This is a genomic window from Bacillus sp. FSL R10-2201, assembly GCF_038008665.1.
GTDB classification, from domain to species: domain Bacteria; phylum Bacillota; class Bacilli; order Bacillales; family Bacillaceae_G; genus Bacillus_A; species Bacillus_A mycoides.
Map to the genome: position 1 here is coordinate 3,495,098 of NZ_JBBOZP010000001.1, position 24,335 is coordinate 3,519,432.

A 24,335-nucleotide genomic window follows, 5' to 3' on the forward strand; every position below is an offset into this window, starting at 1 on the left:
CCTACCTTCTATGTATTATCAATAACTGAAAAACGGCAAACTAACTGAAATCACACACTTTCCAGTTAGTCGCCATTTCCATATGTATTATTGCGTTTTCACTTTCTTTCCATATTCACGAACGATATCAAATTTACTATCATCAGATTTAACGTATCCTTCATGTGAGTATACTTCTTTAATGATTTTGTGCCCTTCCTCATTCTTTCCTATTTCAATGAAAGCATCCTGTAATTTCTTGCTCCACTCTGCATCTAAATCAGAACGTACAGAAATCGTATCGTTTGGAATTTTCTCCGTAAATTTTACTATTTTCGTTTGATCGAATATATTCGGATAATCTTTTTTTACAATATTACGAGCATCTTGGAATACAACAGCTGCATCTACATCACCATTTAAAAGAGCAATAAGTGACTGATCATGACCTTTTAATGTAACAGGTTTCACATCTTTCAACGGATCGATTCCCTCTTTTAACAATACAGCCGCAGGCCATACATAACCCGCTGATGATGTTACATCTTGATAGCCAATTTTTTTACCTTTTAAATCTTTTACACTATTAATATTAGAATCTTTCTTAACAACAAACTCTGATTTATAAACATCTACTAAATCCTTTGTGGGAGCTCCAGTTTCATCATCTACCCCAAAACGTTGCGCCTGTAAAATTACGTTTGCAGCCTTTTTCTCATGCGCTAACACATACGCTGTTGGAGGTAAAAATCCTACATCTACTTGCTTAGATGCCATCGCTTCTACAATTGTATTGTAATTCGTTGAAATACTAACTTTTACCGGAATGTTTAATTTATCACTTAATAGCTTTTCCAATGGTTTTGCCTTCGCCTCTAACGTATCTGCATTTTGAGAAGGAACAAATTGAACATTTAGTGTCTTCGGTACATAACCTTTTTTCGTATCTTCATTTTTACTTGCACTTGATTCCTTCGTTCCACATCCACTTAATAATCCCGCTGCTAGTACAACTGTTGTGCTCATTGCAAAAACTTTTTTCAACATGTTAATGCCTCCATTTTTCGTTGTTATAAAATAACCTTCCATAAACATGAAGAAATATATCACATATTTTTACAAATAATTGCTTATTTACAGAATCTTTACATATTCTATACATTCACATTAAAATTCTTTTCATATATTTGATATGATTAATTGAAAGATAACTATAGAAAAGGTGAATGGCGTTGAATCAAAATCAAATTGTAACTTTAAATATTTTATTAACAAGCGATGTACATGGTACTGTGTATCCAATTCACTACCAAGATAACTCCAAAGCAGAAATTGGTTTAGCTAAAATTTCTACTCTCATAAAAAAAGAACGTTCTCAAAATGCAAACGTTCTTCTGATTGATAACGGGGACTTCATTCAAGGAACACCATTTACTTATCATTACGCTACATACGAAAAAGATATGGAAAACCCAATGTCCTTATTAGCCAACTACTTAGAGTATGACATTGCAATTATCGGAAATCATGAATTTAATTACGGAATGGATATATTAAATAATGCTGTGACTACTGCAAATTCCCCTTATCTATCAGCAAACATTTTAGATAAAAACAGAAAAGAACCTTATTTCGGAAAACCATATATAATAAAACATATTGAATCAAATATAAAAATTGCTATTTTAGGGGTGACAACGCATTACATCCCCCATTGGGAACAAGCACATCATATTAAAGATTTACAATTTGAAGATGCATTTGAAACAACAAAAAAATGGGTTTCTTACATCCGTAAACATGAAAAACCAGATTTACTAGTCGTAGCCTATCACGGGGGATTTGAACGTGATTTACAAACCGGAGTACCGACTGAAGTTTTAACAGGTGAAAACCAAGGATATGCAATGTGCCATGAAATTGAAGGCATAGATATTTTACTAACAGGCCACCAACACCGAGAAATCGCTCACACCGTGATTAATGGTGTAACAATTTTACAGACCGGATGCAATGGACACTCAGTTGGAAAAGTAACAGTAACATTCGAAAAAGCAGAACAAAAATGGGTGAAAAAAGAGAGTTATTCAGAGTTATTGCCCGTACAAGGAATTGCGGCAGACCAAGATGTTCTTTCCTTGGTTGCCAATTATGAAGAGAAAACACAAAATTGGCTTGATAAACCTATTGGAATAATTTATGGGGATATGCAAATTTCCGATGCTATGCAAACACGTTTGCAAGACCATCCTTTTATTGAATTCATAAATAAAATACAGATGGATATAGCTAATGTTTCAATTTCTTGTACAAGTTTGTTTCATAATACATCTCCAGGTTTCCCTAAACATGTAACAATGCGTGACATCGTTTCTAATTATATTTATCCAAATACATTAAAAGTAATTAGAATAACCGGAGCGGATATAAAAAATGCTCTCGAACTCTCTGCTTCTTATTTCACATTAAAAGCAGATGGAACCATCATCGTAAACCCTACCTATATAGAACCAAAACCACAACACTATAATTACGATATGTGGGAAGGGATTTCGTATGTTTTAAACATTTCAAAACCAATTGGAGAGAGAGTAGAGTCTTTGCAGTATAAAGGCGCTCCTCTTAATATGAATGAAGAATATGACGTTGTTATGAATAATTATCGTGCAAGCGGTGGCGGGAACTTCTTTATGTTTCAAAATAAACCAGTAGTAAAAGACATACCAACAGATATGTCTGAACTTATCGCTAACTATATATTGAAGCATAAAAGGATAGAAGCAACGAAAAATGAAAACTGGAAAGTTATTAAATAACAATTTTAACAAATAAAAAAAGATGGGCTATGCCCATCTTTTAATTTAATTTTGCATTATCCTGCTTTTTTAAAGCTTTTAATTTCGCCGGTGTAACGTCCGTGCCTTCTTCGTTAACGACTTTAATTCCTTTTAATTCGTTTAACATATTTCGACGAAATCCTTTTAAATATTGTTCACGAAGCGATTGGCGCTCACGTTGTTCTTCTTCAGTTAAGCCTTCAGCTTTTGCTTTTTTCGCTAAGAAGTTAATGCGTTCAATGAGTTCTTGACTTGGCATCTCGAATCCCCCTTCTACTCAAAACTGATTATTATCATACAATAGTTAGTCCTCTTTATCAAGCAATTGCTTTGTATATTCTACATACCTTCGATGTACAGTTGCTTTTGAAACATCATGACCAAAACCACGAAGTGTTGCTGCAATTTCTTCAAAAGTTAATTCATTCCGGCGCAAACGTACAATTTCCTCAATTGGCACTTCTTTTTTCTCACGTCCTACGCTTAAATGACGATTTTTCAAATTATTTTCTGGACGAAATCCTTTCTCCACTGCTCTTTGCATGCCACGTTTAATTTTTAAATTGTGGATCTTTCTTTGATACTCTTCAACGATCCCAATTATATTTAGCACCATCGAATCAGAATCTGAAAGCTGTAATTCACCACTATGTGTGTGTGTATAAACTTTTATCCCCTCTTTATGTAAACAATGCATTAATGCAATCTTTGCATTTCCTCTACCAAGACGCGTTTCATCTTGTATAAGTAGTACATCAACTTGTTCATCTCGAATTGTATCTAGCACTTCTAATATGCCATCACGTTCAATTGTATAACCGCTAGCCTGCTCCTCAATTACCTTTGTAACATCCATTTGATAGCGCTCAGCTAAATGCAATAATTCATCTTTTTGACGCAATAATGATGTTTCCTGTTCTTCTTTTGTTGTGCTCACACGTGCATAAATAATTGCATTCATTTTGAACCCTTCTTTCTCACTATATTTTCCTTATAGTGTATCATAAATTTGCCTTTCGTTCGAACTTATGTTTGTAGAATGTTTTTTCGCATGTTATACTTAATAATAAGAAAAATGAAAGAAAACGAGGTGTTAGAAAACATGGAAAAGTTAACGAAACGCCAGCAAGACATTCTCGACTTTATTAAGCTAAAAGTACAAGAAAAAGGATATCCACCTTCCGTACGTGAAATCGGTCAAGCAGTCGGCCTTGCTTCTAGTTCTACAGTGCACGGACATTTATCACGACTAGAAGAAAAGGGATATATTCGACGCGATCCAACAAAACCACGCGCAATTGAAATTTTAGGTGACAACCGAACGGAAACACAATCTGTTATTCAAGTTCCAATCATCGGAAAAGTTACTGCCGGTTTACCGATTACAGCAGTCGAAAGTGTAGAAGATCACTTCCCACTTCCAGCTAGTATCGTTGCTGGAGCAGATCAAGTGTTTATGTTACGCATTTCTGGAGATAGCATGATTGAAGCCGGTATCTTTGATGGTGATTTAGTTGTTGTTCGCCAACAACAGTCTGCATACAACGGTGAAATTGTAGTTGCTTTAACAGAAGATAACGAAGCAACTGTTAAACGTTTCTATAAAGAAAAAGATCATTTCCGTCTACAACCGGAAAACTCTTCACTAGAACCTATTATTTTAAAACAAGTGTCAGTTATTGGAAAAGTAATTGGCGTATATCGTGATTTACATTAAAAATAATAAAAAGAAGATAATTCCCTTATTTATATAGGTAATTATCTTCTTTTTATATTTTGATAGATTTCCGTTCATTCAAAAGAATGCGTTTCATTAATTATTAACGCGTTTCAATAGTAACATCTCCAGCAGCGGTTTTACCGCTAATCTTTTTACTACCATTACCAATCGTTATATTTTTATTGTCTTCATTAAAAATTGTCACGTCTCCAGCAGCAGTTTGCCCAGTTATAACTGCATCTTGTGGTTTTTCCAATAAAGTAATATCTACATCTCCAGCAGTTGAACTTACCTCTAAATCATATTTAGAATCATGATCAATAATATCTATATCCCCACTAGCCGTTTTTGCTGTTACTTTCCCTATTACTTTTTTAAAATTCACCTCACCAGCTTTTGTAGACCCCTCCACACTCTTTGCTGTTACATGTTTCAAATCCACTTCTCCGGCGAGTGTTTCAACGCTTACGCGGTCACTTTTCACATTACTTATTTCTATTTGTCCAGCGGATGAATTTACTTTTATCTCTTGATAAGAACGTTCAGGTACTAATATAGTCAATGTAGGCGTTTGAAATCCGAAATTGTAAAATGAAAAATCAAATGAAACACCTTTTTCTATTTCCCCTATGATTTTTAATGTATCACCATCTTCAGCAATACGAATCTCCTGTTTACTTACGTCTCCTTTTTGCTTTACATAAAAAGAGGAATCAGGAGATTTTTGGACAACAATATCTCCAGCATCTAACTTAACTTCTACATTTTTTAGCGTTTCGTTTTTAATTACGTCCTCTTTATCTCCTTTCTCTGCAGTTTGTACTGCTTTTTCATATGTTTGTGAAATCCCTATTACTCCAATAATGATACAAGCGATAGCTACTAATAATATCTTTTTCATCATCTACTCCCCTTTTATCATTTTGAAGTTCCAGACTACATAGCGTACACATAATCTTTTAAACCACTTCGTACTATAATAAGCTACAATACATAACAACAAACCTACTCCGACAAACGTTATACTAACGAAAAGATCCAACCATATAAAAGTGCCCATAAATACTTTTACAATAACGAAAAATGGTGTCACTACACTAGCAATCCCACCGACCCAAAAGGAAAATATAAAAGCTATAATTGCAACTAACGGGCCTAACACAATAATAAAATTAAACAAACTAAGTCCAACCGCTGCCATGACAGCTCTTGTCACATTTGAAGTCGACGGATCTTTTTTCATTTCATCAAATCGATACATCGCAAGTAAGTCTTTCGCAATTACTTTCGGAGAGCCAAGTCCCTTTATTATTTCTGATTCAGTTTTCCCCTCTTCCATCCCAAACTGAAAGTGCTCTTCATAATCAAATAAAATATCTTGTCGCTCTTCTTCTGGTAACTTTCTAAGATGACTTGATAATTCTTTAAGAAACTGCTCTTTACTCATCCCATTCCACCCCTTCAATAATTTCTTGAACACCTTTAGCAAAATCACGCCACTCTGTTACTAATAAAGTAAGTTGCATCTCTCCTTGCTCTGTTAGTTGATAATATTTACGGGGCGGTCCTTCCGTGGATTCTTTTAAATACGTTTGAAAATATCCCTCTTTCGTTAAACGACGTAATAACGGATATACAGAACCTTCCGATATTAAAAATTTATTAGAGATTTGCTGAACAAGTTCATATCCATAACAATCCTTACGTTTTACAAGTGCCAATACACACAGTTCTAACACACCTTTTTTAAACTGAACGTTCAAGGACAATCCCCCTTTCTCATTTTAGTACTGTTCAATAAACGGTAGCTATTTTATCCATAATATACCACTTAGTATTGTTTATTGCAAGGTACTGAATTATATTTATTCCCTAAATTTAGAAAACACAAATATAAAAGCCCGAATAAGACCTTTTGTAACTGACCATTATCCGGGCTATCATTCAACTCGAATTACAATAATACAAGATTTCATTCAATCTTTCTCCTCTATGAACCCACTTCCATTTGTGACCCTAATAAATTTCGAAATACACCTTTTCTCTCTTTAGCCAATTGATTAAATTCACCTTTTTGAACAATCTCACCTTTTCCTAAAACAATAACTTGATCTGCATTGCGGATCGTAGATAACCGATGCGCAATAACAACAATAGTCATCGTTCCTTTCAACCTTTCTATTGCTGATTGAATTTTCACTTCATTTTCAGTATCTAATGCACTCGTAGCTTCATCTAATACTAAAATGGATGGTTGTCTTAAAATAGCTCGAGCTAGTACAAGTCGTTGACGTTCACCACCTGAAAGTCTCACTCCACGATCTCCAATGAGAGTATCAAGCCCTTTTGGAAGCATTCGTACAAATTCAGCTGCCGCCGCAAAATCTAATGCAGTCCAAATTTGTTCTTCACTCGCATTCGGCTCAATCATCAATAAATTTTCTCTTATGCTTGCATTAAATAAAAAAGGATCTTGTGGCACATAACTAATAGCCCGTCTCAATGACAATAAATTTTCACTTGTAAGAGGAGTTCCATCTATTAATACTTGACCTTTCTCTGGCTGAATCAATCCCATTAAAACATCGATTAATGTGCTCTTCCCAGCTCCCGAATGTCCCACAATAGCCGTCATACTATTGATTGGTATTTTCACATTAATATTTTGAAGTGCATACAAATGCTCCTTCTTATTATATCGAAAATAAATACCCTTACATTCAATACCCTGCTCTATACAAATCGGCTTTATATGTTTTTGCTGATGTATATCCTGCATTTCAATTGCTTCATTACATTCCCCTTGTAAGTCCCATAATGACTTAAAAGCAGGAATGCTTGCAGCAAGCTGTTCTAAATTTGACTGAATTGTCATAAATCGTGGCCATAGTCTCGAAAAGATGAGTATGATTAATAGTAATTGGGTGGGTTGAGCTTTAAATATACTTACTGATAATAATATAAAAAATGCAATTAAAATAGCCATTGAAACTTTATAAAACAATTGAGAGTTCGACCTTATTCTCATATACTCCATTTGTTCATTACTCATCTTTTCTGTTATAGATTGTAACCAATCTAAACGTGATGCTTCCAAAGTATTACTCTTTATATCTTTAATTCCATTAAAATGATCTGTTATACCAGAAAGATAGTCTTGTGCTAATTTCGAGGTCTTACCGCCTAGTATTCGTGCTTTTTTTATAAAAGCACGAGAAGCTACTAAGAATAATAAGCCAAAGACCAAAACAAATATAGTTATTTGGGGAGATAATAAAAACGCAAGCCCCACCTGTATGAATGTAAACAGAATAACAGCTAACAATTGTAAAATTAAATTAACCCCATAACTTACGCGAGCTAATTCTGTAGTTAATATATTTATTAGATTTGTTTTCCTTTTCTCTAAAAAAAAACTCCACTTCGCTTTTAGAATCATACTATATGTTTCTATTCTTAATTCTCGTACAAAAGCTTGTTGCGTTCTCGCATCCCTTAGCGTTATGTTTCGTTGTAATAGATTTTGCCCTAACACTATTAGTATATATATACCTAAAATAGAAATTAGGCTTGTTGTTTTAGGGAAATCCTGCAAAAATCTATAAACAGGTGCAATAAAAGCAGTCTCCTCACCTATATTAATTATTCCAGCCATACTTATCATAGGAATTAATAAAATAATACCTATCCCTTCAAGTAAACTTATTAAAACCATACCAAACAAATTCACATACAGAATTTTCCCTGCAGAAGAATATAATTTCTTCATAAAATATATAATATGATTCATCGATGTTCCCCCTATGACAAAGCAAGCTTCTTTGTTTTCCTCCAAAGACATAGAAACGGACGTAAAGGAAAATATAAAAAATGAAGGAATTTAGGTAACGGCAATGTTTTTGCATCAATCGGATAAGGATAGAGTTGGCTCATAATAAATAAAATTTTTTGCTGATTAGACATCAGTGAAAATAAATGCCTACTATGATAAGCAAGTACTTCTTCAGGAACAGGATCGGTATGCAAGTTTATCATTTGCTTGAAATAAAACAGCGCTTCTTGAGCTAACTGCTTTGAACGTTTTTTCGCTACTAATTCCATCATCCTCTTATCTAATCGTGCACCTAACATTTGAGATGCCAAAATTAATGCTTGTCCTCCTAAATGAAACATTTGATATTTTCTCATTAATTTGTTAATCTCACTCCAGTTAAGATCTTGATTGACAATTTTTTTTATATCCACTAACCAGCGCAATCTAGACCAACCATGTCTAGCACCATGAGAGACAAGAAATAAAAATAAATCTTCCTTTCCTAACATATATACCGAATTACTTGTAAGTGCACTTTTTCTCTTTCGCTTCCAAAGCTCTTCAAACCCAGGTTCCTTACCCGGTCCAGGATTTAACCTCCAATGAATTTCAAGTTTGATCCGCCTTGTTGGATGGAAAAATGTTATATGGTGATGCCTCCATTTCCAATCACTTAATATCGTTTGAATATAATCATCTTTCACATATCCTTGCTCTAAAAGTAGTTTTTCTACTTTTTCTAATTTTTGAACAGGAATGAGAACGTCCAAATCACAAGATGTTCGTAAAGAAATATCTCCATATAAGTCCTGAGATAGTACAGGTCCTTTTAGAAACATCGTACGAATCTCATTTTCATTAAAAAATTTATTTATTCGTTCCATTTCAGCACTTAAATAAAGCATTTGAAATGTATTATTTCTATATTTTCTATTTAAAGTTTGTACAACATGTGAAGGAATTCGTTCCTCATCTACCTGTTTAAGTTTTTGATAAATCACCGGATAAACACGATGATGCATGGCTTGCTCAAGAAAAACCTCCCAATCAATATCTGTGAACCATTCACTACTATAAGTTTGCAGTGTTTCGTCATCTTGTAACTTCAAAATTGTAAAAAGAAGTTTCAATTCCTTAGACATGAACTCTACATTAAGACCAAAATCTTTCTCCATTTTATTCTCCTTTAATAGTGTCCTCACTTAACCTCTTTGCAAATGATCCAACGACAGTAAATTTCTCCATTCCTTCTGATCCAGTAACATAAAAAGAACCGCTCCGTAACCATGCATGCGCAATTAATTCACCATGACTATCCTTAGCAGTTCCTAAATAAAGAGTACTCTCAATGTGACGTTTTTCGAGCATTTTCATCCCAGCTATAGCTTTAACGAGACATTGACTTTCCCAAAAAGTATAACGACTCATAATAGAAATTGCTTCGGACACCTTTTTTAGCGTATCTCCGTGCGGTTGAATATGAGTACTTGAGGTTTCACTCATGTAATCCCCTAAAGAAGGTGCAACTTTGGAAAATGTAATATTTTTTAGTACACGTGCCCATCCTAAAAAAATAAAAGCCTCTAAAAATAAGAGCTTTGTTTTCATGTTTAGTGATAAAAACATCCTTAACCTTTTCACAATATTTATTAATCCCTTCCTAACAGTTCTTTTGAAATTACGAATCTATCTATTAGGCTGATCTTTTATTTGAATTAACCCTTCTTGAAACAAACACTCTAAAAAGGAAAGAACTTGCTCTTCACAATCTTTTCGTTCAATATCATAGTTAGATACTAGCATAGTAACAAGCTGATTAATTATTATTGGCTTTTCAATAAGCTCCCATATTTCTCCGCCTATTTCACCTAAGTTATAGTAATTTCCTTTCTGGACATTTAACATAACTTTTTCTCCATCCATATCGCTTACTATATTACCCTTACTTTGGACAACGTTATGTTCTAATGATATTTTTCTCGAGTGGACAACCATCAACCATACTCCCTTTCTGTATAGTATTTAAAATAACTTCCACAAGCTCATGAGCTGTAAATCTTGAAGCCGGGCGGCTTACTTGAAATATTTCCATTCCACTTGCAATATTAGATGAAGTTTCAAAATGCCATTCCATCAATCCTAATTTAGAAATCAAAGAATTCCTAAAAGTATGGCGGTATAATTTATACAAGCGTGCGAGCCCTTCTATACGGGTCATCTCGATATCTTCTCCCTGCGTTTTTACTAATTCAATAACACCAGCAAGAGGTAATGGATCAGGAAAGAATTGAGAATTCACAGGAACAGCATACTTCGTTTCCCTTTCAAATAAAGGGCTAAATTGCGCTACTTCCATTCCTAAATCATTTATGCTCTCTTGCCATAATTTTTGTTGTGCGTAAGAAGGATGAACTATTGCAGTATTTTTATTCAAAAGAGACACAGCAACTACATCATCACTTAAAAGCTTATATCCTTTATTCAAAAAAGCCGAGGCTAACGTTGATTTTCCAGCTCCTGAATCACCAATTAATGCATATGCTTTCCCATCTATAGCAATTACACTCCCATGCAATGGGAGTATTTTACGTTGCATTAAAAGCGCCCCCATACAAGTTCCCAAAATATATAGTCGAATTTTATCTTCTTCTGCATTTGCCATAGGTGAAAAGGTGATTTTCTCACCTGATTGTATAGCGAATATTGCAGTTTGAGGAACATGAAACATAACTATATCATCCTCCACTACTATCGTTTTTTGCTTTTCTGCGCTATATTCACCCCACTGTTCTGACAAATCAGTTATTTCAACTTGAACATCCGCCATCTCTTTTTTTTCATTCAGCTGAGACAATTCAGGTAATGGGATTTCACTTACTATTTTTAACCCGAAGGCTTGATATAACACATTCCCCATAGAATCAAACATCCTATCCCCCCACATTGTCAATTTTTTGAAAGCTCTTATATAATAAAGCTATATAAGAGCTTTATTTTTCCAATGACTTAACTGTACTTCACTGGATCATCTGGGTCAGGTTGAACAGCATCTGGATATTTATGCCCAGGCCCCGCCATAGTCATATTAATATTAAGTACTTCTAATACAGGTTGTTTCCATTCCTTTTTCATACGTATCACCTCCTTTCACATTGCTTTTTTTATAAATCGATAGAAGATTAAGCTACGCATTAAAATTCTAAAATCTAAATCAAATGCATATTCTGGTCGAGGTTCTTTACAAATTTTTGAGATAGCTTTCTTAATTACCTCGACATTTAGAAATTCAGAAATTACTGGATCTACACTAAGTTCTTCAACTTCCTCAATAAATTCATTCCAAAAAGGAGCCATACGGTAAACACCATCTGCACCTTGAATACCTCGAACCCGTTGATTCAATCGTACTTTATCAGGAAGGAAATTCTTTGTGGCTCTCCGAATCAGGGCTCGATCCAAACCATTTTGAACATACTGTTCTTCTGGAACTGACAAACAAAATTGAATCAATCGTAAGTCATTTGTGGGATCACGATCCCATAAAGCATAACGTAATGATAATTTCGTTTCATACGTTCCATTTATGCTCCAATAATATGGTTTTTCAAACTGTTCTCTTTTCATGTCATATGCATTAGAGATAGAGGTGCCTGTTATATCGATGTCTTGTTCTCTGAGTCTGTCAAAAACATTCATTTCCCTTGCAAATTCCGGATTAATTATTGCGGAATTTGCATCTTGTTTCCCTGAAAAAAGTAACTGATGCAAAAATGGAAATGCCTTTCGTCTTACCACTTCAAAAACACGTGATTTTTTCACTCCTATATTTCTACTATATAAATGTAGTTCACGATAAAAACGAATCCAATGTAGCTTTTTCAATAACATTGCCTGGTAATCTAAAATAGGTCCCCACGATACTGTCCAATTACCTCTTTGACCACTAAGAAGTACTCCTATTCCATTCTGAGATGCTTTTTCATAAACTCCACTCAACCAAAAAGTATTCTCAAAAAATTTATATGGCATCTCCATTGTTTCCAGCCAATCATCAATTTCCGATAGTGGGCTTCTCTCCGGCAATTCTAAATAATAATCCTGTATATTCCCTACATGCTCGACAGTCGATTGAATAAATGGTCTTTCGTCAGCTATTCTACCTTTGTGTGTCCAATCTTCAAATCCTTCTACTGGAACATAACTGTACGTATGTAATTTTTTATTTTCAGCCCGTAAATCACTTGCAGCAAAACTAACGACAGAACCTGAGTCTAGCCCTCCGCTCAAATGAGCTCCTACTTGGTGATGTGTTCGTAAACGTGCCTTCACTGCACTTTGATACACCTCTCGAAACGCCTCTTCATACTCTTCATTTGATTTTAAATTAAGCATTTCCCCAACAGTTGGTGTATAGTATCGCGAAAACTTCACTTCGCCTTCCTTTACCAAAATAGTGTGTGATGGAGGCACTTGTTCTATATATTTGTAAACTGTTAACTGTGGATCTACCGATTCGAAATTTACAGGTATAGCTAGAAATTCAGCAATCCACTGCTTATTCAATTTCTTCTCAACATATGGTAGAGAAAATAACGGATTTATAATAGTACAAAAAGTAAATTTTTCCTCACCACGATAAAAATAAAGTGTCCGACTTCCTGAAAAATCTCTGGCACCAAAAAGAGTTTGTTTTTTCTCATCCCAAATCATAAAGGCAAAATCGCCTACCAAATATTTTGGAGCCGCTTCCCCCCATTTCTGATAAGAGAGTAAAATTAACTCGCTATCTGTCATGTTTTTTCTATCCGAATAATCCACTTGTAGTTTTTCAAATAACTCATCACGATTATCAATAATAGCATCTGCTGTAATTGCCAGTTGCTTTTCATAATTATAAAAGGGTAATTGTTCACCAACTGACTCTGGTGTAATCCATTGTGCATGACATCCTAGAAAAGCATTTTCTTTGTGCCATATTTGAATATCATCGGCAGGATATTTGTATAAACGACTCATTACTTCTCTTCCGTGCTCAATTGATACAGGCTCATTAGTAAAGTGAATAATGCCAGCTATAGCGCTCATTTCTTCCTCCTAATATATGAAAAGTTACTACAAATACTATTTACATATTAAATTCGTTAAACATACCTCTTTATCATTCTTTTTAACGAACGAAATTATTTGTTTTATTACTTTCTCAATTACATGCTTAAATTTACTTTCAGACTAAGATATAGATATTAAAAGCCTATAATTATCCCTTTTTTATGTCAATTGAAACTGAATGTCCCCAAACAATCCCCTTTGGAATTCACTATAAAGAACAAATGGTGGTACGTATACAAATCTAATTCCACTTTTACTTACTTTTAATTCTTCCATTCTACAGCTTTTAAAATACCTTGAATTACCCTTTGTTGATCTTCAGCTAACATATTAGATCCTGAAGGCAAACAAATCCCACTTTGAAATAGGTACTGCGACACATCTTCACTTTTGCTATGCGGATAATACTTCTTCTCTTTAAAGAGCGGCTGCATATGAAGTGGCTTCCACATAAGACGCGCTTCAATGTTCTCTTCTGCTAAAGTTCTCAATAATTTCCCAATAGAGATCCCAGATTCCTTTTCATCAATTGTCAGTGTAGTAAGCCAACGATTTGAGCGTGTATTTTCTAATTCAGGCATAAAATAAAATCCTGGCATGTGAGATAGCGCTGCGTAATACCGTTTATATATAGACCTTCTAGCTTTCACCCTATCTTCTAACACTTCTAATTGTCCTCTACCAATACCAGCTAAAATATTACTCATTCGATAATTATATCCTATCTCACTATGTTCATAATGTGGCGCTGGATCCTTTGCTTGTGTCGCTAAAAACTTCGCTCTCTCTAATGCTTCTACATCATTAGAAACTAGCATTCCACCACCTGAAGTTGTAATAATTTTATTTCCATTAAATGAATAAACACCAAACCTACCAAATGTACCGCTTGCTTTTCCTTTATATGTAGAACCTAGAGATTCTGCTGCATCCTCAACTATAGGAACATTATATTGATTACAAAGTGAAAAAATTTCATCTAGTTTAGCACTCTGACCATATAAATGAACAAGAATGATAGCCTTTGGTAATTTCCCCACTTTATTAGCTTCATACAATGCATGTGCCAATGCATTCGGTGACATATTCCATGTTTCCGGTTCTGAGTCAATAAATACTGGTTCAGCTCCCAAATAAACAATCGGATTCGCACTCGCTACAAAAGTAAAACTTGAACAAAACACTGTATCTCCCTTTTGGACATCTAATAATCGCAAAGCTAAATGAATAGCAGCCGTACCTGAACTAACTGCAGCCCCACCTTTCACTCCTACAAAAGATGCAAGTTCTCTTTCAAATCCATCAACATTTGGGCCAAGAGGGGCAATCCAGTTTGTATCAAATGCATTTTGAATATATTTTTGTTCATTTCCACTCATGTGCGGTGAGGAAAGGTATATTTTCTCCTTATTTTTTATCATTATTCTTCATCCCCTCTTAATTTACTACATTAATAACCTTCGCTGGAATGCCAACAGCAGTACAATTAGATGGAAAGTCATTTATTACAACAGAGCCCGCCCCAACAATAGACCAACTCCCAATTTTAACACCTGGAATTATAGTAGCTGATGCTCCTATATGTGCCCCCTCTTCTATTGTGATAGAACCTGTAAGTGTAGCATGTGGTGAAATGTGAACAAAATCATCAATTATATTATCATGTTCTATTATTGAGCCCGTATTTATTATCGTATGGTTACCAATGATAGTATCAGCATTAACAACCACATTCGGCATAATTACCGTTCCGTTCCCTATATGCGCATGAGGACTTATAATTGCTGTTTTATGAATTAATGTAGCATATATGCCGACAGGTTGATTTAATATTCCGAAAATTATCTTTCTCATTTTGTTATTCCCTATAGCAATAACAAGCTTTATATCATTAAAATTGTTGATAATTTCCCGTGCATCTTCAATTCCCCCAAAATAAAGGTTATCTATAATAGTTATACCTGTATATAAATCATCTAAATAACCGACTATCTCGTATCCTTCATTTGATAAGATGATATCCTTCACAACCTTACTATGACCACCACACCCAATTATCAAAATTTTCATTTCCCCTCCCCCTTTATCTCTATTTTCTCTCCAGTAAATCGCCCCATTGTTACATGCCCAACATGATTTATCCCTTCTGTTTTAAATACTTTTGTTATTGTAAGTACAATTATTTTCAAATCTAATAAAAAAGAACGATTCTCTACATACCATACATCTAATTCAAACTTTTCTTCCCAAGTAATCGAATTCCTCCCATTTATTTGTGCCCATCCCGTAATTCCTGGTTTTACATCATGTCTTTTAGCCTGTTTACTAGAATATAAGGGTAGGTATTCCATCAATAATGGGCGTGGGCCTACTAAACTTAAATCACCTCTTACAACATTCATAAGCTGGGGTAACTCATCTAGACTATATTTTCTAAGCGTTTTCCCAAAATTAGTTAATCTGACTTCATCTGGAATCCAATTTCCATCTCCACTTATTTCATTAGTCATTGTGCGAAACTTATATAAATAAAAAGGAATTCCATTCATTCCCGGACGCTTTTGTTTAAATAAAATGGGAGAGCCTAATTTTATTCTTACTAATATAGCTACTATGCATATAACAATCGAAAATAATAATAATAACAATAAGGATACGCACACATCAAAAAGTCGCTTCATTCACAATCATACTCCTCACATTTTATTTAAAATGCCTGGACAAACAATTTTCTACTGGTAATTAATCTAATTCTTTTCCAATAAAAAAACTAGAATATAAAAACTATTCTAGTCAGAGATTAAGCCGAAGCGTTTAAACACTGCTAAGACATCCACGTATTCCCATAGTATATTTCCATCTTTACTAGTACCATTTGTATGCGAAGGAGCAATTTTACCACTAGTACCTGCCACTACAGATTTATAAACTTTGCCATTGGCATTTATAAAACTATTTATCTGATATTCTTTTTCAGCTATCCAAAAATTTTTATTTGCTGTGCCAGCAGTTATACAGACCCAACCAATATATCCACCTACTGTTGGGGTATCATTGTACAGTAATTCACCACGGCTAAACGTTCCAAAGGTAGGTTCTAATGATACTAAAGAAGACTGCGGAAGGTTACCTAATATATTCTTTTCCAATTGGTTGTTCACATTGTTTGTAAATGTTATATTAGAATTGATTTTCTTGTTATCCTGTACTAGGATAGCAGTTCTTGGCACGGGAAGTGTTGAATTTTGCTTTCGATACACACCTTCTATTGTAATATTCCCTGTTGTATTTATACCGCTATCATTTTTTGTGATAATCGTATTGTCACAGAGCTTCAAATAATTTTCTACAAAAATCCTAATGGTATGCAATGAACCGAGAGAAACATCCTTCCCATTCACCTCAAACTTATTATCCGTAATTTCTATTCTTGGTATATAAATAAATGCAACTCCCGCTCCCCTAGCTTCATGAACCGCTAGGCCATAAGGAGCGTCCCAAATAATTTGATTTCTACTAAAAACATGTGTAATATACCCTTTGTCTTTCGCCAAGCTCTCAATACCATAAATATCACCACCATCAAACCTAAAAGATTGATTTTTAAAAGTAGTTTTCTCAACTCTCATAGATTCAGCAGCCATCATTCGACTATAGTTTGCAGTTCTACCACTATGAATAAACTCGCAATCCTCTACAATTAAATTTTTTGCTCCTATATAATGTCCACCATTACATTCATTTGTCAAAAACTTTACAGAAGAAAATATAGCCGTTTCCGTTTGACCATAACCAGTTGTCGCTATACTTTTCGCCCTTCTTATATCAAATAAAGAATTTCGTATCTCCAAATACTTACTCCTAAAATCAATAATTCCATCCTTATCAGGATCATCAAAAGTAAATTTACAATTGATTATTTTTACTGTCTCGCCACTTAGAGCAATTGTGCTTTTTGAAAAAACACAATTTTCTAAAGTTGTATTCCCTCCAACAATCCCACAATTCTGACCGAATATTGTATCATTTCTAAATGTACAAAATGTTCCATCGGCCTCAATTCCACTAGTTATAGATCTCCCCGTAATTGCACCATAATACATATTATTTATGGAAAAATAGTCATCTCCGCTACCAGATAGATAGACATTTCCTTTCATTTTATTACTTTCTAAATATAGACCTCTAGTACTAATACACACAAACGCTCCAGCTCTATTGTCATATATATCAGAGTTTCTAATCGTTATTTTTTGATTATTCATATATCCATCTTCAATATCTATCCCATAACCAGGATTACACCCTATTGATCGATTCATTGCATTACTATTATTGAAAACTTCACACCCATCAAAAGTGATAAATCTTCCACCATTTATTGAAGCTCCAAGTCTTCTATTTTTATAAGATTTACAACCAAAAAAATATACGTATTGTGGAATATTAGCACACATTACATAGTGCAAATTACTATTCATCAAGTCATAATTTTGCAAAAATGAAAACCTTACTTTTGTAGTACCAGTCGGCAGTGAATCTAAATATACAAATTCATAAGATCTAAAATTTCTATACCCTAAATATGAACCATTACCTGCATAAAAATGTACTTTTATAGTAACTTTATTTAAATTACATCCACTTCCATATCCACCATAACCATCCCCTGAATAGTAAAAATACCCAACAGATTTCACTATGTCTCCAGTAATATCAAAAAATTTAACTACTGTTGTATAATTAACTTTAGTAATGTCTAAATTTCCTTTGCTATCAATGTCACCTTTTGCAAAGTGATCCGGATGTGACATTCCACCTATCGCTGAAAAGTCCATAGATGTTACCAACCCATCCCCAGTACACTCACTTACTTCACAGTTTTTTACATAAATGTTATAACATGAGTTTTTACATTCAATTCCATGCCCCCACTCATGTGTACCTCCACTTGAATAATCATGATTTTCCCTATCTCCTTTAACTATTGCACCTATTATTTCTACATTTTTTATTCCATCACATAGCAATATGTTATATTTTATAAGATTATTAGCTTCTTTCTCAAATACACATTCATAAAATCTATACGTTGTGTTACTACAAAGTTTCACAGAAGAAGTTTTCTCTATAAGATACTTTCCTTTTGGTAAAACCACTATTTGAAAACCTTCTTTATTCGCCCATAAAAGTGCATCATTTAATCCCTGTGTCGTCTTTACAGCTGCTGTACCGTCATTATTTATTCCCCAACGTTCAAGTTCAACAGTATAAATAGTCAATTATTTCACCTATCTTCACTGGCTTACATAAACGATTACAAAAATTAACATTTGCATTTGTATTTAGATTAATTTTTGTAAAACCATTAAATATACGCACAAACAATCCACTATTATCAATTGAAAGAACAAGTTCATTTCGGCTTAATACATTTAATTCTTCTCGTATTTTACTGCTAACTTGATTTTTTCTCATTATTTAAAACATACCTCCATTCTTAATAGAAGTATATTCACTTAAATCAATAACGGTATAGATATCTATCATATTCTTTCCAAGTTAATTTATAGTTAAAATTCCCCACAATTACTCACAAAATGTTAATTGCAATGTGCTACAAATACCTTAAATGTTCCTATCTCATATTTATAAAGCATGTACATTCTAGATTCATGTGTATTATTAACACTGGAGTGAACTTTTTTCCTAACAATCACGATTACCTAAATATTTTTTGTCAGTCCGTATTACTTGAAGTATCTTGTATGACTTTCTTTCTTTTAAATCTGTATAATATATTTTGAATACCCTGCCTAAACGTATCCTTTTCATATTTATTCATTCCCGTAACCCACATCAAACAAATATATACGATTGAAAATAAAATAATCTTCACAAATAATTCCTGCCATTTGTCTGCAAGTATCCATCTATTTAATGTCATTCCAAACACTAAACTTGCCCCAAAAGCTAAGCTCATACAAGTAATATTTGTCCAAAACCTTGGTATATCTATATTGATTTTCTTCCAATAATAAATATTCATAATGATTATATTCCCGATAGTAAATGCTACAGCTGTACCTAAAGCACTACCAATTGCCCCCCACCATTGAACAAATATTATACTTATAACTACGTTAACAAAAGATGTTACGACATATGTAATCGATTTAAACCCTTGCATATTTTTTGCCTGTAGTATAATTCCACCAATACTTTGTACTAATGATACAATCATCGGAACTAAGATTATAATAGCTATAATAAAGGCCTCATTATATTCTTTTCCAACCCATAAATGAATAAATTCTTGACCGAAAACGATAAAGCCACTTAAAACAAATGATAAAATAATATATTGAATCCTACCTATCTTGATAAATAAATCTGATATTTCTTTATCAGATGCCTTTTTTGTAACCATCCCTGTAATTCTGCTCAAAAAAACATTCGATATAGCTGCAGCAAGCCCAGAGAAATAACCTGTAAAAGATGCTCCTATAGTATATATGGAAATTGCTGCTGCTCCACTATATATTCCTAAGATAACTTGATCTGTGGACCAATATATCTTATCTATTATTAAATTTAAAAATATTAAAGATGAAAATCCTAAGATTTCCTTCAATAACCCAATTTCTATTTTTTTAAATACTATTTTTATCCTTAACACTTTAAAACAGTAATACATATTAATTGCAATTATTATAAAATTTATTGATGTCGTTACTATCGCTATAGACACTGATCCGTAGCCCTTTATAAGAAGCGGTAACATTATAAGAGGCACTACTATAGCCCCAATAATACCCAGAATTTTTTGGAAAATAAACCTTTCATAGGCTAATACTACAACACTAAAAAAGCCAAAGCCTATTCCTATAGATATATTTATTACCATTATCACCATTAACGTTTTGAGTTTATTTATTTCATCCACATTTAATGAACTTGAAAATATACTATCTGCAGTTAATGTTAATATAATACCTGTAATTAATGCTATTCCTCCCAATACCCCATACATAATACTAAACATTCCATACAGGCGTGAACAATTCTCTTCATCTTTAAGTGCTCTATACTTCGCCGTATATCTAATTACTGCATTTCCTAAGCCAAAATTTAATACTCCTACATACCCTGCAACTGACGTAGCTAAACTGTATAAACCATATTCCGATTGACCAAGTAACTTTAACATAATAGGGGTATATAAAAGTGAAATAGAACTATTAATAACTAGAGCCGCATATGATAATATTGCTCCTGCTTTAATTTGACTTTTCATTTGAAAAATTCCCTCTCATATTAAACTTCCATCTTATTACTATCCTTGCAAAATTAAATGTTTTATCTTTAAAAAAATTCATAATTTCTTTTCAATTCTAATGTTTTATCAAAATTTTCATTTGCCAAATTCCCAGAAAAAACTTCACATAGACTGCGATTATCTATCAAACTTTTTACACCTTCATAAATATCACTTTCACTAATATTTACAATCATTCCTGTTTCCCTATTCTTAATTTGTTCTTTTGCCCCAGTAAAATTTGTGGTTACAATCGCTTTGTGTAAACACTTTGCTTCAGCAAGCGTTATACAAAACCCTTCATATCTGGATGGTTGCACATATATATCACAAGTTGCCATATAGCCATATGGATTTGATAACTCTCCCAGCAAAATAAAATCTCTTTCTAAACCATATTCTGTTATTAATTTTTCGTATTCTTTTCTAGCCCCACCTTCTCCCACACAATACCATCTAACTTTATATCCCTCATTGATTAATCTTGCCAGTACTTTAATAGCAATATCTTGTCCTTTTTCATTTGTTAATCTACCAACTGTTAATATTCTTATTCCCAAAAAATTATCGTTAAATCTCTTCCCCTCTTTTGCTTCATTCTGTATTAATTTTGCAGAAACTATATTAGGACATACCTCTGTTTTCTTTTTTATAGAAGGAATGATACTAAGCAGCTTATATTTTGCTTCATTAGATACAACAAATATATGATCAAATTTTTTGTATAGCTTATCTGAAAATATTTGATTAAATGTGATTTTTGTTACATCAAAATGAATCCATTGAAATTTCTTTTTCGCCTTTATGTTATTAATAACAAAATAACTTATGAAATCCATTGGACCAGCATAAGCTACTGCAATATCATATTCACCTTCCACTATAGGATACTCTCGCAGTACATATTTAAAAAAAAGGCTTCTATCTTTTATAAACTTCGTTAAAAGATGTAAAAGCATTATTCTTGAACCTCTAATTATTTTTCCTTCTCTTAGCAAATTCAAAAAAATTATGTGAGGCGGCTCATTTAATATATCTTTTATCTCTTCATACTCTTCGAAATATTTAATGTGAACTTCTCTAGGAATAGAATTTAAAAAACCACCGTATTTCTCTAACATTAAAATAGTTATACTATACTTATCTTTTGGAATTTCAGATAACATATTAAGTAATGCCTTTTCGGTTCCCCCTACATTCATATTAATGATCATAAAGATAATATTTTTTTTCATATTCCCTCCGATTTCACTGCCTCACTACCTAAAAAATCATTTAATTTTTCAAACTGCTTCTTTGCCTTAATTATTGTAGATTCTAAATTAAACTTATAATCAATGGATGCATCTATAACCTTTTCATCATATTGTAATTGCAGGTTTTCCATATCTATTAGAGTCTTATTAAAATCAATATCTTTCAGGAGATTGATGGTTTTCTGACTATATATTATAGGAATAATTCCAATACCTAATAATAACGCTAATATATTAGCATGAAATCTCGCTGCAATTAATAATTTAAAAGAGGCCATCGTTTCGATAGCCTCTTTTAAATTGCCCCCATATTTATAAATTACTATATTATCTAATACATTAGAGGAAAGACGTGATTGAATTGTGTTAATTACATCCAAATCACCCTCTTGTTCACAAAACGACATTAAATAACATTTATTCCCTTTGTTCACTAATAATTCTATTGTCTTTATAGTACTACGTATATAATCATTATAATAATGGGTTAACCCTTGTTTATGTCTGACATCTATTATTGAAAATCCAATTCTTTCTTCAGACAAATCTAACCTATATTCATCTGTATTCATCTGAAAAACAATATCTGATGCACACCTAACCTGCGGTAAATCTTCAAATAGTTGATATGAATATACATCTCTAAAACAAACATCATCACATAACTCAAAAAACTTTCTATAGTCATCAAGAAATTCTTCCGTTTTAAAAGGACCAAAATTCGCTCCTATTATAAATACTAATTTTTTTCTTCTCTTAAATTCCATAACCATTTTCATTCTATCTCGATATAAAGAGCTATGGTACGCTTCTTCTCTAAAAATAGATCCTCCTATAAATAGTAATGCATCATGTTCTTCTGCTATTTTTTCATAGTTAGTTATATTATCTGATAATTTTAGACGTTGTCCAATTTTATTCAGCAGTGTATATTTTCTTCTGCTTACATTATTATATTGAGAAATAAATTGATCATAATTTGAACCTAAATGATTCACTGTAAAATAACAATTTGGATATTTTTTTACAAGGATATCTAAAAATAAATCATCTCCAAAATTAAACATCAAATAAATGTCAACAAACACTTTTTTCATTTTATTATCAACACCCATCAATTTTCTATTAAATCATAGAATTTCTCCAATTGATTTACCGAATTATAAGGTTCTATAGAGTTTAATTCTTTGAATATTTTTTCTCTAAAATCATTATCATCTATATATCTTCTCACGCCATTGTATATACTCTCTATATCATGTTCTACTATTAAACCATCTGTATTATGATTAATAATTTCTTTTGCCGTAGCAAAGTTAGTACACACAATAGTTTTTTTCAATATTTTTGCTTCACTTACTGTAAGTCCAAACCCTTCCTTTAAAGATGTTTGTACATATATATCGCAGTTTTCCATATATGGGTAGGGGTTTAACTTTTTTCCTAGTAATACAAAATAACCATTCAATTCATATCTATCTATTAATTCTTGAAGTATGATTTTTTCTGGTCCCTCTCCAATTGCAAACCATTTAAATTTATAACCTGATGCTTTTAATAATTTTGCTACTTCTATAGCCTTACTATACGCTTTTGCAGTAACCAATCTTCCAACTGTTAAAATATTTATAATCGTTTTATCAAACTCCTCGACTTCATATTCCTGAGCTAATTTATGAATCATACTGGGACACACAATATCTAATAGAATATCAACCTTTTCATAATATTCTTTCCTGATTTTATATACTGAATTTCTAGTATTTTCAGAAACAACAATTATTTTATCCATCTTCTTATACGATTTAAAATCAACATCTTTATCATACAATGTATTTGCATAGTCAGTATTTATCCATGCTATTTTTTGTAATGCCGAAACTTTATTAGCAACAAAATATGTAGGCATTCCCTGGCTATAAGCAATCGCTACATCGTACTTTTTCTGTATCGGCATAATGATTTTATTTAAACTTCGAAAGACCACTTGTTCACTATGTAAAGCAGATTTTCTATAATTATTTAGTCTTAGGTTGAGAGAGGTTTTTATTCTATAAGAAAGATATGTAAACCTTTTACTTTTAGGAAACTTCTCATTATTTATATAACGAAAATAAGAAGGTGATTTCAAAATGTTCACATAATTAGGTATATAAGTCTCGAGCTCTCCTCCTTTTTTAAAGAGCATAACATCAATTGCATACTTTGAAGGATCAATTAAATTTAATAAAGAAATCAAACTTTTTTCTGCTCCGCCAATGGTTAGCGAATCAATAACAAAGAGGATATTTTTTTTCATATA

General features: G+C 32.8%; 23 protein-coding genes. 2 read left to right on the forward strand and 21 right to left on the reverse strand.

Annotation, left to right across the window (positions count from 1 at the left end):
* Positions 1 to 87 precede the first annotated feature (87 nt).
* Positions 88 to 1,026 (reverse strand): phosphate/phosphite/phosphonate ABC transporter substrate-binding protein, encoded by a 939-nt coding sequence (locus tag NSQ69_RS18010; RefSeq protein ID WP_002137777.1) that lies wholly within the window; start codon positions 1,024 to 1,026, stop codon positions 88 to 90.
* 185 nt (positions 1,027 to 1,211) lie between these two features.
* On the opposite strand from NSQ69_RS18010, the gene NSQ69_RS18015 reads away from it, so the two are divergent.
* Complete coding sequence (locus NSQ69_RS18015) at positions 1,212 to 2,795, forward strand: bifunctional metallophosphatase/5'-nucleotidase (RefSeq protein ID WP_002128579.1); 1,584 nt, start codon at positions 1,212 to 1,214, stop codon at positions 2,793 to 2,795.
* Positions 2,796 to 2,835: 40 nt separating this feature from the next.
* Here the strand turns inward: NSQ69_RS18015 and NSQ69_RS18020 are convergent, their stop codons facing one another.
* On the reverse strand, positions 2,836 to 3,075 hold the full coding sequence (locus NSQ69_RS18020; protein WP_341099578.1) for a DUF896 domain-containing protein: 240 nt from the start codon (positions 3,073 to 3,075) through the stop codon (positions 2,836 to 2,838).
* A gap of 45 nt (positions 3,076 to 3,120) precedes the next feature.
* A complete protein-coding gene (locus tag NSQ69_RS18025; RefSeq protein ID WP_002128580.1) occupies positions 3,121 to 3,777 on the reverse strand; it encodes a YneB family resolvase-like protein in 657 nt (218 codons plus the stop codon).
* Between the two features lie 141 nt (positions 3,778 to 3,918).
* Here NSQ69_RS18025 and lexA point away from each other — a divergent pair, with 141 nt between their 5' ends.
* Positions 3,919 to 4,533, forward strand: coding sequence for a transcriptional repressor LexA (lexA, locus tag NSQ69_RS18030; protein ID WP_002087894.1), 615 nt, complete (start codon positions 3,919 to 3,921; stop codon positions 4,531 to 4,533).
* Positions 4,534 to 4,636: 103 nt separating this feature from the next.
* On the opposite strand, the gene NSQ69_RS18035 is transcribed toward lexA, so the two are convergent.
* From NSQ69_RS18035 to NSQ69_RS18120, 18 genes are all read right to left on the reverse strand, one after another.
* Positions 4,637 to 5,440, reverse strand: coding sequence for a DUF4097 family beta strand repeat-containing protein (locus NSQ69_RS18035; RefSeq protein ID WP_002014437.1), 804 nt, complete (start codon positions 5,438 to 5,440; stop codon positions 4,637 to 4,639).
* A complete protein-coding gene (locus NSQ69_RS18040; RefSeq protein WP_002128581.1) occupies positions 5,441 to 5,983 on the reverse strand; it encodes a DUF1700 domain-containing protein in 543 nt (180 codons plus the stop codon).
* Positions 5,976 to 6,299 carry a PadR family transcriptional regulator gene (locus tag NSQ69_RS18045; RefSeq protein ID WP_002066545.1) on the reverse strand — a complete coding sequence of 108 codons (324 nt, stop codon included), beginning with the start codon at positions 6,297 to 6,299 and terminating at the stop codon, positions 5,976 to 5,978. Before NSQ69_RS18045 ends, NSQ69_RS18040 begins: the two co-directional genes overlap by 8 nt.
* Before the next feature lie 227 nt (positions 6,300 to 6,526).
* A complete protein-coding gene (locus NSQ69_RS18050) occupies positions 6,527 to 8,326 on the reverse strand; it encodes an ABC transporter ATP-binding protein (RefSeq protein ID WP_002128582.1) in 1,800 nt (599 codons plus the stop codon).
* Positions 8,327 to 8,337: 11 nt separating this feature from the next.
* Positions 8,338 to 9,525, reverse strand: a complete 1,188-nt coding sequence (locus NSQ69_RS18055; protein ID WP_002167807.1) for a nucleotidyltransferase domain-containing protein — start codon at positions 9,523 to 9,525, stop codon at positions 8,338 to 8,340.
* Position 9,526: 1 nt separating this feature from the next.
* Entirely contained in the window at positions 9,527 to 10,000 is a 474-nt protein-coding gene (locus tag NSQ69_RS18060) for a lasso peptide biosynthesis B2 protein (RefSeq protein ID WP_033713202.1), read from the reverse strand.
* Positions 10,001 to 10,036: 36 nt separating this feature from the next.
* Complete coding sequence (locus tag NSQ69_RS18065) at positions 10,037 to 10,345, reverse strand: lasso peptide biosynthesis PqqD family chaperone (RefSeq protein WP_002128586.1); 309 nt, start codon at positions 10,343 to 10,345, stop codon at positions 10,037 to 10,039.
* Positions 10,308 to 11,279, reverse strand: a complete 972-nt coding sequence (locus tag NSQ69_RS18070) for an aldolase (protein WP_341099579.1) — start codon at positions 11,277 to 11,279, stop codon at positions 10,308 to 10,310. Before NSQ69_RS18070 ends, NSQ69_RS18065 begins: the two co-directional genes overlap by 38 nt.
* Before the next feature lie 77 nt (positions 11,280 to 11,356).
* The gene (locus NSQ69_RS18075) at positions 11,357 to 11,482 is read right to left on the reverse strand and encodes a paeninodin family lasso peptide (RefSeq protein WP_000712621.1); all 126 of its coding nucleotides are present in this window, start codon (positions 11,480 to 11,482) and stop codon (positions 11,357 to 11,359) included.
* Between the two features lie 15 nt (positions 11,483 to 11,497).
* Positions 11,498 to 13,435 carry a lasso peptide isopeptide bond-forming cyclase gene (locus NSQ69_RS18080; RefSeq protein WP_002167805.1) on the reverse strand — a complete coding sequence of 646 codons (1,938 nt, stop codon included), beginning with the start codon at positions 13,433 to 13,435 and terminating at the stop codon, positions 11,498 to 11,500.
* A 287-nt stretch (positions 13,436 to 13,722) separates the two neighbouring features.
* A complete protein-coding gene (locus NSQ69_RS18085; RefSeq protein ID WP_341099580.1) occupies positions 13,723 to 14,880 on the reverse strand; it encodes an aminotransferase class I/II-fold pyridoxal phosphate-dependent enzyme in 1,158 nt (385 codons plus the stop codon).
* Between the two features lie 16 nt (positions 14,881 to 14,896).
* Entirely contained in the window at positions 14,897 to 15,529 is a 633-nt protein-coding gene (locus tag NSQ69_RS18090) for an acetyltransferase (RefSeq protein ID WP_215577300.1), read from the reverse strand.
* A complete protein-coding gene (locus tag NSQ69_RS18095; protein ID WP_341099581.1) occupies positions 15,526 to 16,140 on the reverse strand; it encodes a sugar transferase in 615 nt (204 codons plus the stop codon). Before NSQ69_RS18095 ends, NSQ69_RS18090 begins: the two co-directional genes overlap by 4 nt.
* 108 nt (positions 16,141 to 16,248) lie before the next feature.
* The gene (locus NSQ69_RS18100) at positions 16,249 to 18,741 is read right to left on the reverse strand and encodes a right-handed parallel beta-helix repeat-containing protein (protein ID WP_256485084.1); all 2,493 of its coding nucleotides are present in this window, start codon (positions 18,739 to 18,741) and stop codon (positions 16,249 to 16,251) included.
* 458 nt (positions 18,742 to 19,199) lie between these two features.
* Complete coding sequence (locus NSQ69_RS18105; protein WP_341099583.1) at positions 19,200 to 20,756, reverse strand: oligosaccharide flippase family protein; 1,557 nt, start codon at positions 20,754 to 20,756, stop codon at positions 19,200 to 19,202.
* 68 nt (positions 20,757 to 20,824) lie between these two features.
* On the reverse strand, positions 20,825 to 22,012 hold the full coding sequence (locus NSQ69_RS18110; RefSeq protein ID WP_341099585.1) for a glycosyltransferase: 1,188 nt from the start codon (positions 22,010 to 22,012) through the stop codon (positions 20,825 to 20,827).
* Positions 22,009 to 23,148, reverse strand: a complete 1,140-nt coding sequence (locus tag NSQ69_RS18115; protein WP_341099586.1) for a polysaccharide pyruvyl transferase family protein — start codon at positions 23,146 to 23,148, stop codon at positions 22,009 to 22,011. Before NSQ69_RS18115 ends, NSQ69_RS18110 begins: the two co-directional genes overlap by 4 nt.
* Entirely contained in the window at positions 23,148 to 24,332 is a 1,185-nt protein-coding gene (locus tag NSQ69_RS18120) for a glycosyltransferase (RefSeq protein WP_002167796.1), read from the reverse strand. Before NSQ69_RS18120 ends, NSQ69_RS18115 begins: the two co-directional genes overlap by 1 nt.
* Positions 24,333 to 24,335: the final 3 nt, after the last annotated feature.

What these genes read in the sequence shown, in the direction of transcription:
- NSQ69_RS18090 (WP_215577300.1), bottom strand. Translation starts at nt 15,529, where the DNA reads ATGAAAATTTTGATAATTGGGTGTGGTGGTCATAGTAAGGTTGTGAAG.
- NSQ69_RS18065 (WP_002128586.1), bottom strand. Translation starts at nt 10,345, where the DNA reads ATGGTTGTCCACTCGAGAAAAATATCATTAGAACATAACGTTGTCCAA.
- NSQ69_RS18050 (WP_002128582.1), bottom strand. Translation starts at nt 8,326, where the DNA reads ATGAATCATATTATATATTTTATGAAGAAATTATATTCTTCTGCAGGG.
- NSQ69_RS18040 (WP_002128581.1), bottom strand. Translation starts at nt 5,983, where the DNA reads ATGAGTAAAGAGCAGTTTCTTAAAGAATTATCAAGTCATCTTAGAAAG.
- NSQ69_RS18020 (WP_341099578.1), bottom strand. Translation starts at nt 3,075, where the DNA reads ATGCCAAGTCAAGAACTCATTGAACGCATTAACTTCTTAGCGAAAAAA.
- NSQ69_RS18085 (WP_341099580.1), bottom strand. Translation starts at nt 14,880, where the DNA reads ATGATAAAAAATAAGGAGAAAATATACCTTTCCTCACCGCACATGAGT.
- NSQ69_RS18010 (WP_002137777.1), bottom strand. Translation starts at nt 1,026, where the DNA reads ATGTTGAAAAAAGTTTTTGCAATGAGCACAACAGTTGTACTAGCAGCG.
- NSQ69_RS18070 (WP_341099579.1), bottom strand. Translation starts at nt 11,279, where the DNA reads ATGTTTGATTCTATGGGGAATGTGTTATATCAAGCCTTCGGGTTAAAA.
- NSQ69_RS18095 (WP_341099581.1), bottom strand. Translation starts at nt 16,140, where the DNA reads ATGAAGCGACTTTTTGATGTGTGCGTATCCTTATTGTTATTATTATTA.
- NSQ69_RS18055 (WP_002167807.1), bottom strand. Translation starts at nt 9,525, where the DNA reads ATGGAGAAAGATTTTGGTCTTAATGTAGAGTTCATGTCTAAGGAATTG.
- NSQ69_RS18080 (WP_002167805.1), bottom strand. Translation starts at nt 13,435, where the DNA reads ATGAGCGCTATAGCTGGCATTATTCACTTTACTAATGAGCCTGTATCA.
- NSQ69_RS18110 (WP_341099585.1), bottom strand. Translation starts at nt 22,012, where the DNA reads ATGAAAAAAAATATTATCTTTATGATCATTAATATGAATGTAGGGGGA.
- lexA (WP_002087894.1), top strand. Translation starts at nt 3,919, where the DNA reads ATGGAAAAGTTAACGAAACGCCAGCAAGACATTCTCGACTTTATTAAG.
- NSQ69_RS18115 (WP_341099586.1), bottom strand. Translation starts at nt 23,148, where the DNA reads ATGGGTGTTGATAATAAAATGAAAAAAGTGTTTGTTGACATTTATTTG.
- NSQ69_RS18105 (WP_341099583.1), bottom strand. Translation starts at nt 20,756, where the DNA reads ATGAAAAGTCAAATTAAAGCAGGAGCAATATTATCATATGCGGCTCTA.
- NSQ69_RS18075 (WP_000712621.1), bottom strand. Translation starts at nt 11,482, where the DNA reads ATGAAAAAGGAATGGAAACAACCTGTATTAGAAGTACTTAATATTAAT.
- NSQ69_RS18035 (WP_002014437.1), bottom strand. Translation starts at nt 5,440, where the DNA reads ATGATGAAAAAGATATTATTAGTAGCTATCGCTTGTATCATTATTGGA.
- NSQ69_RS18025 (WP_002128580.1), bottom strand. Translation starts at nt 3,777, where the DNA reads ATGAATGCAATTATTTATGCACGTGTGAGCACAACAAAAGAAGAACAG.
- NSQ69_RS18120 (WP_002167796.1), bottom strand. Translation starts at nt 24,332, where the DNA reads ATGAAAAAAAATATCCTCTTTGTTATTGATTCGCTAACCATTGGCGGA.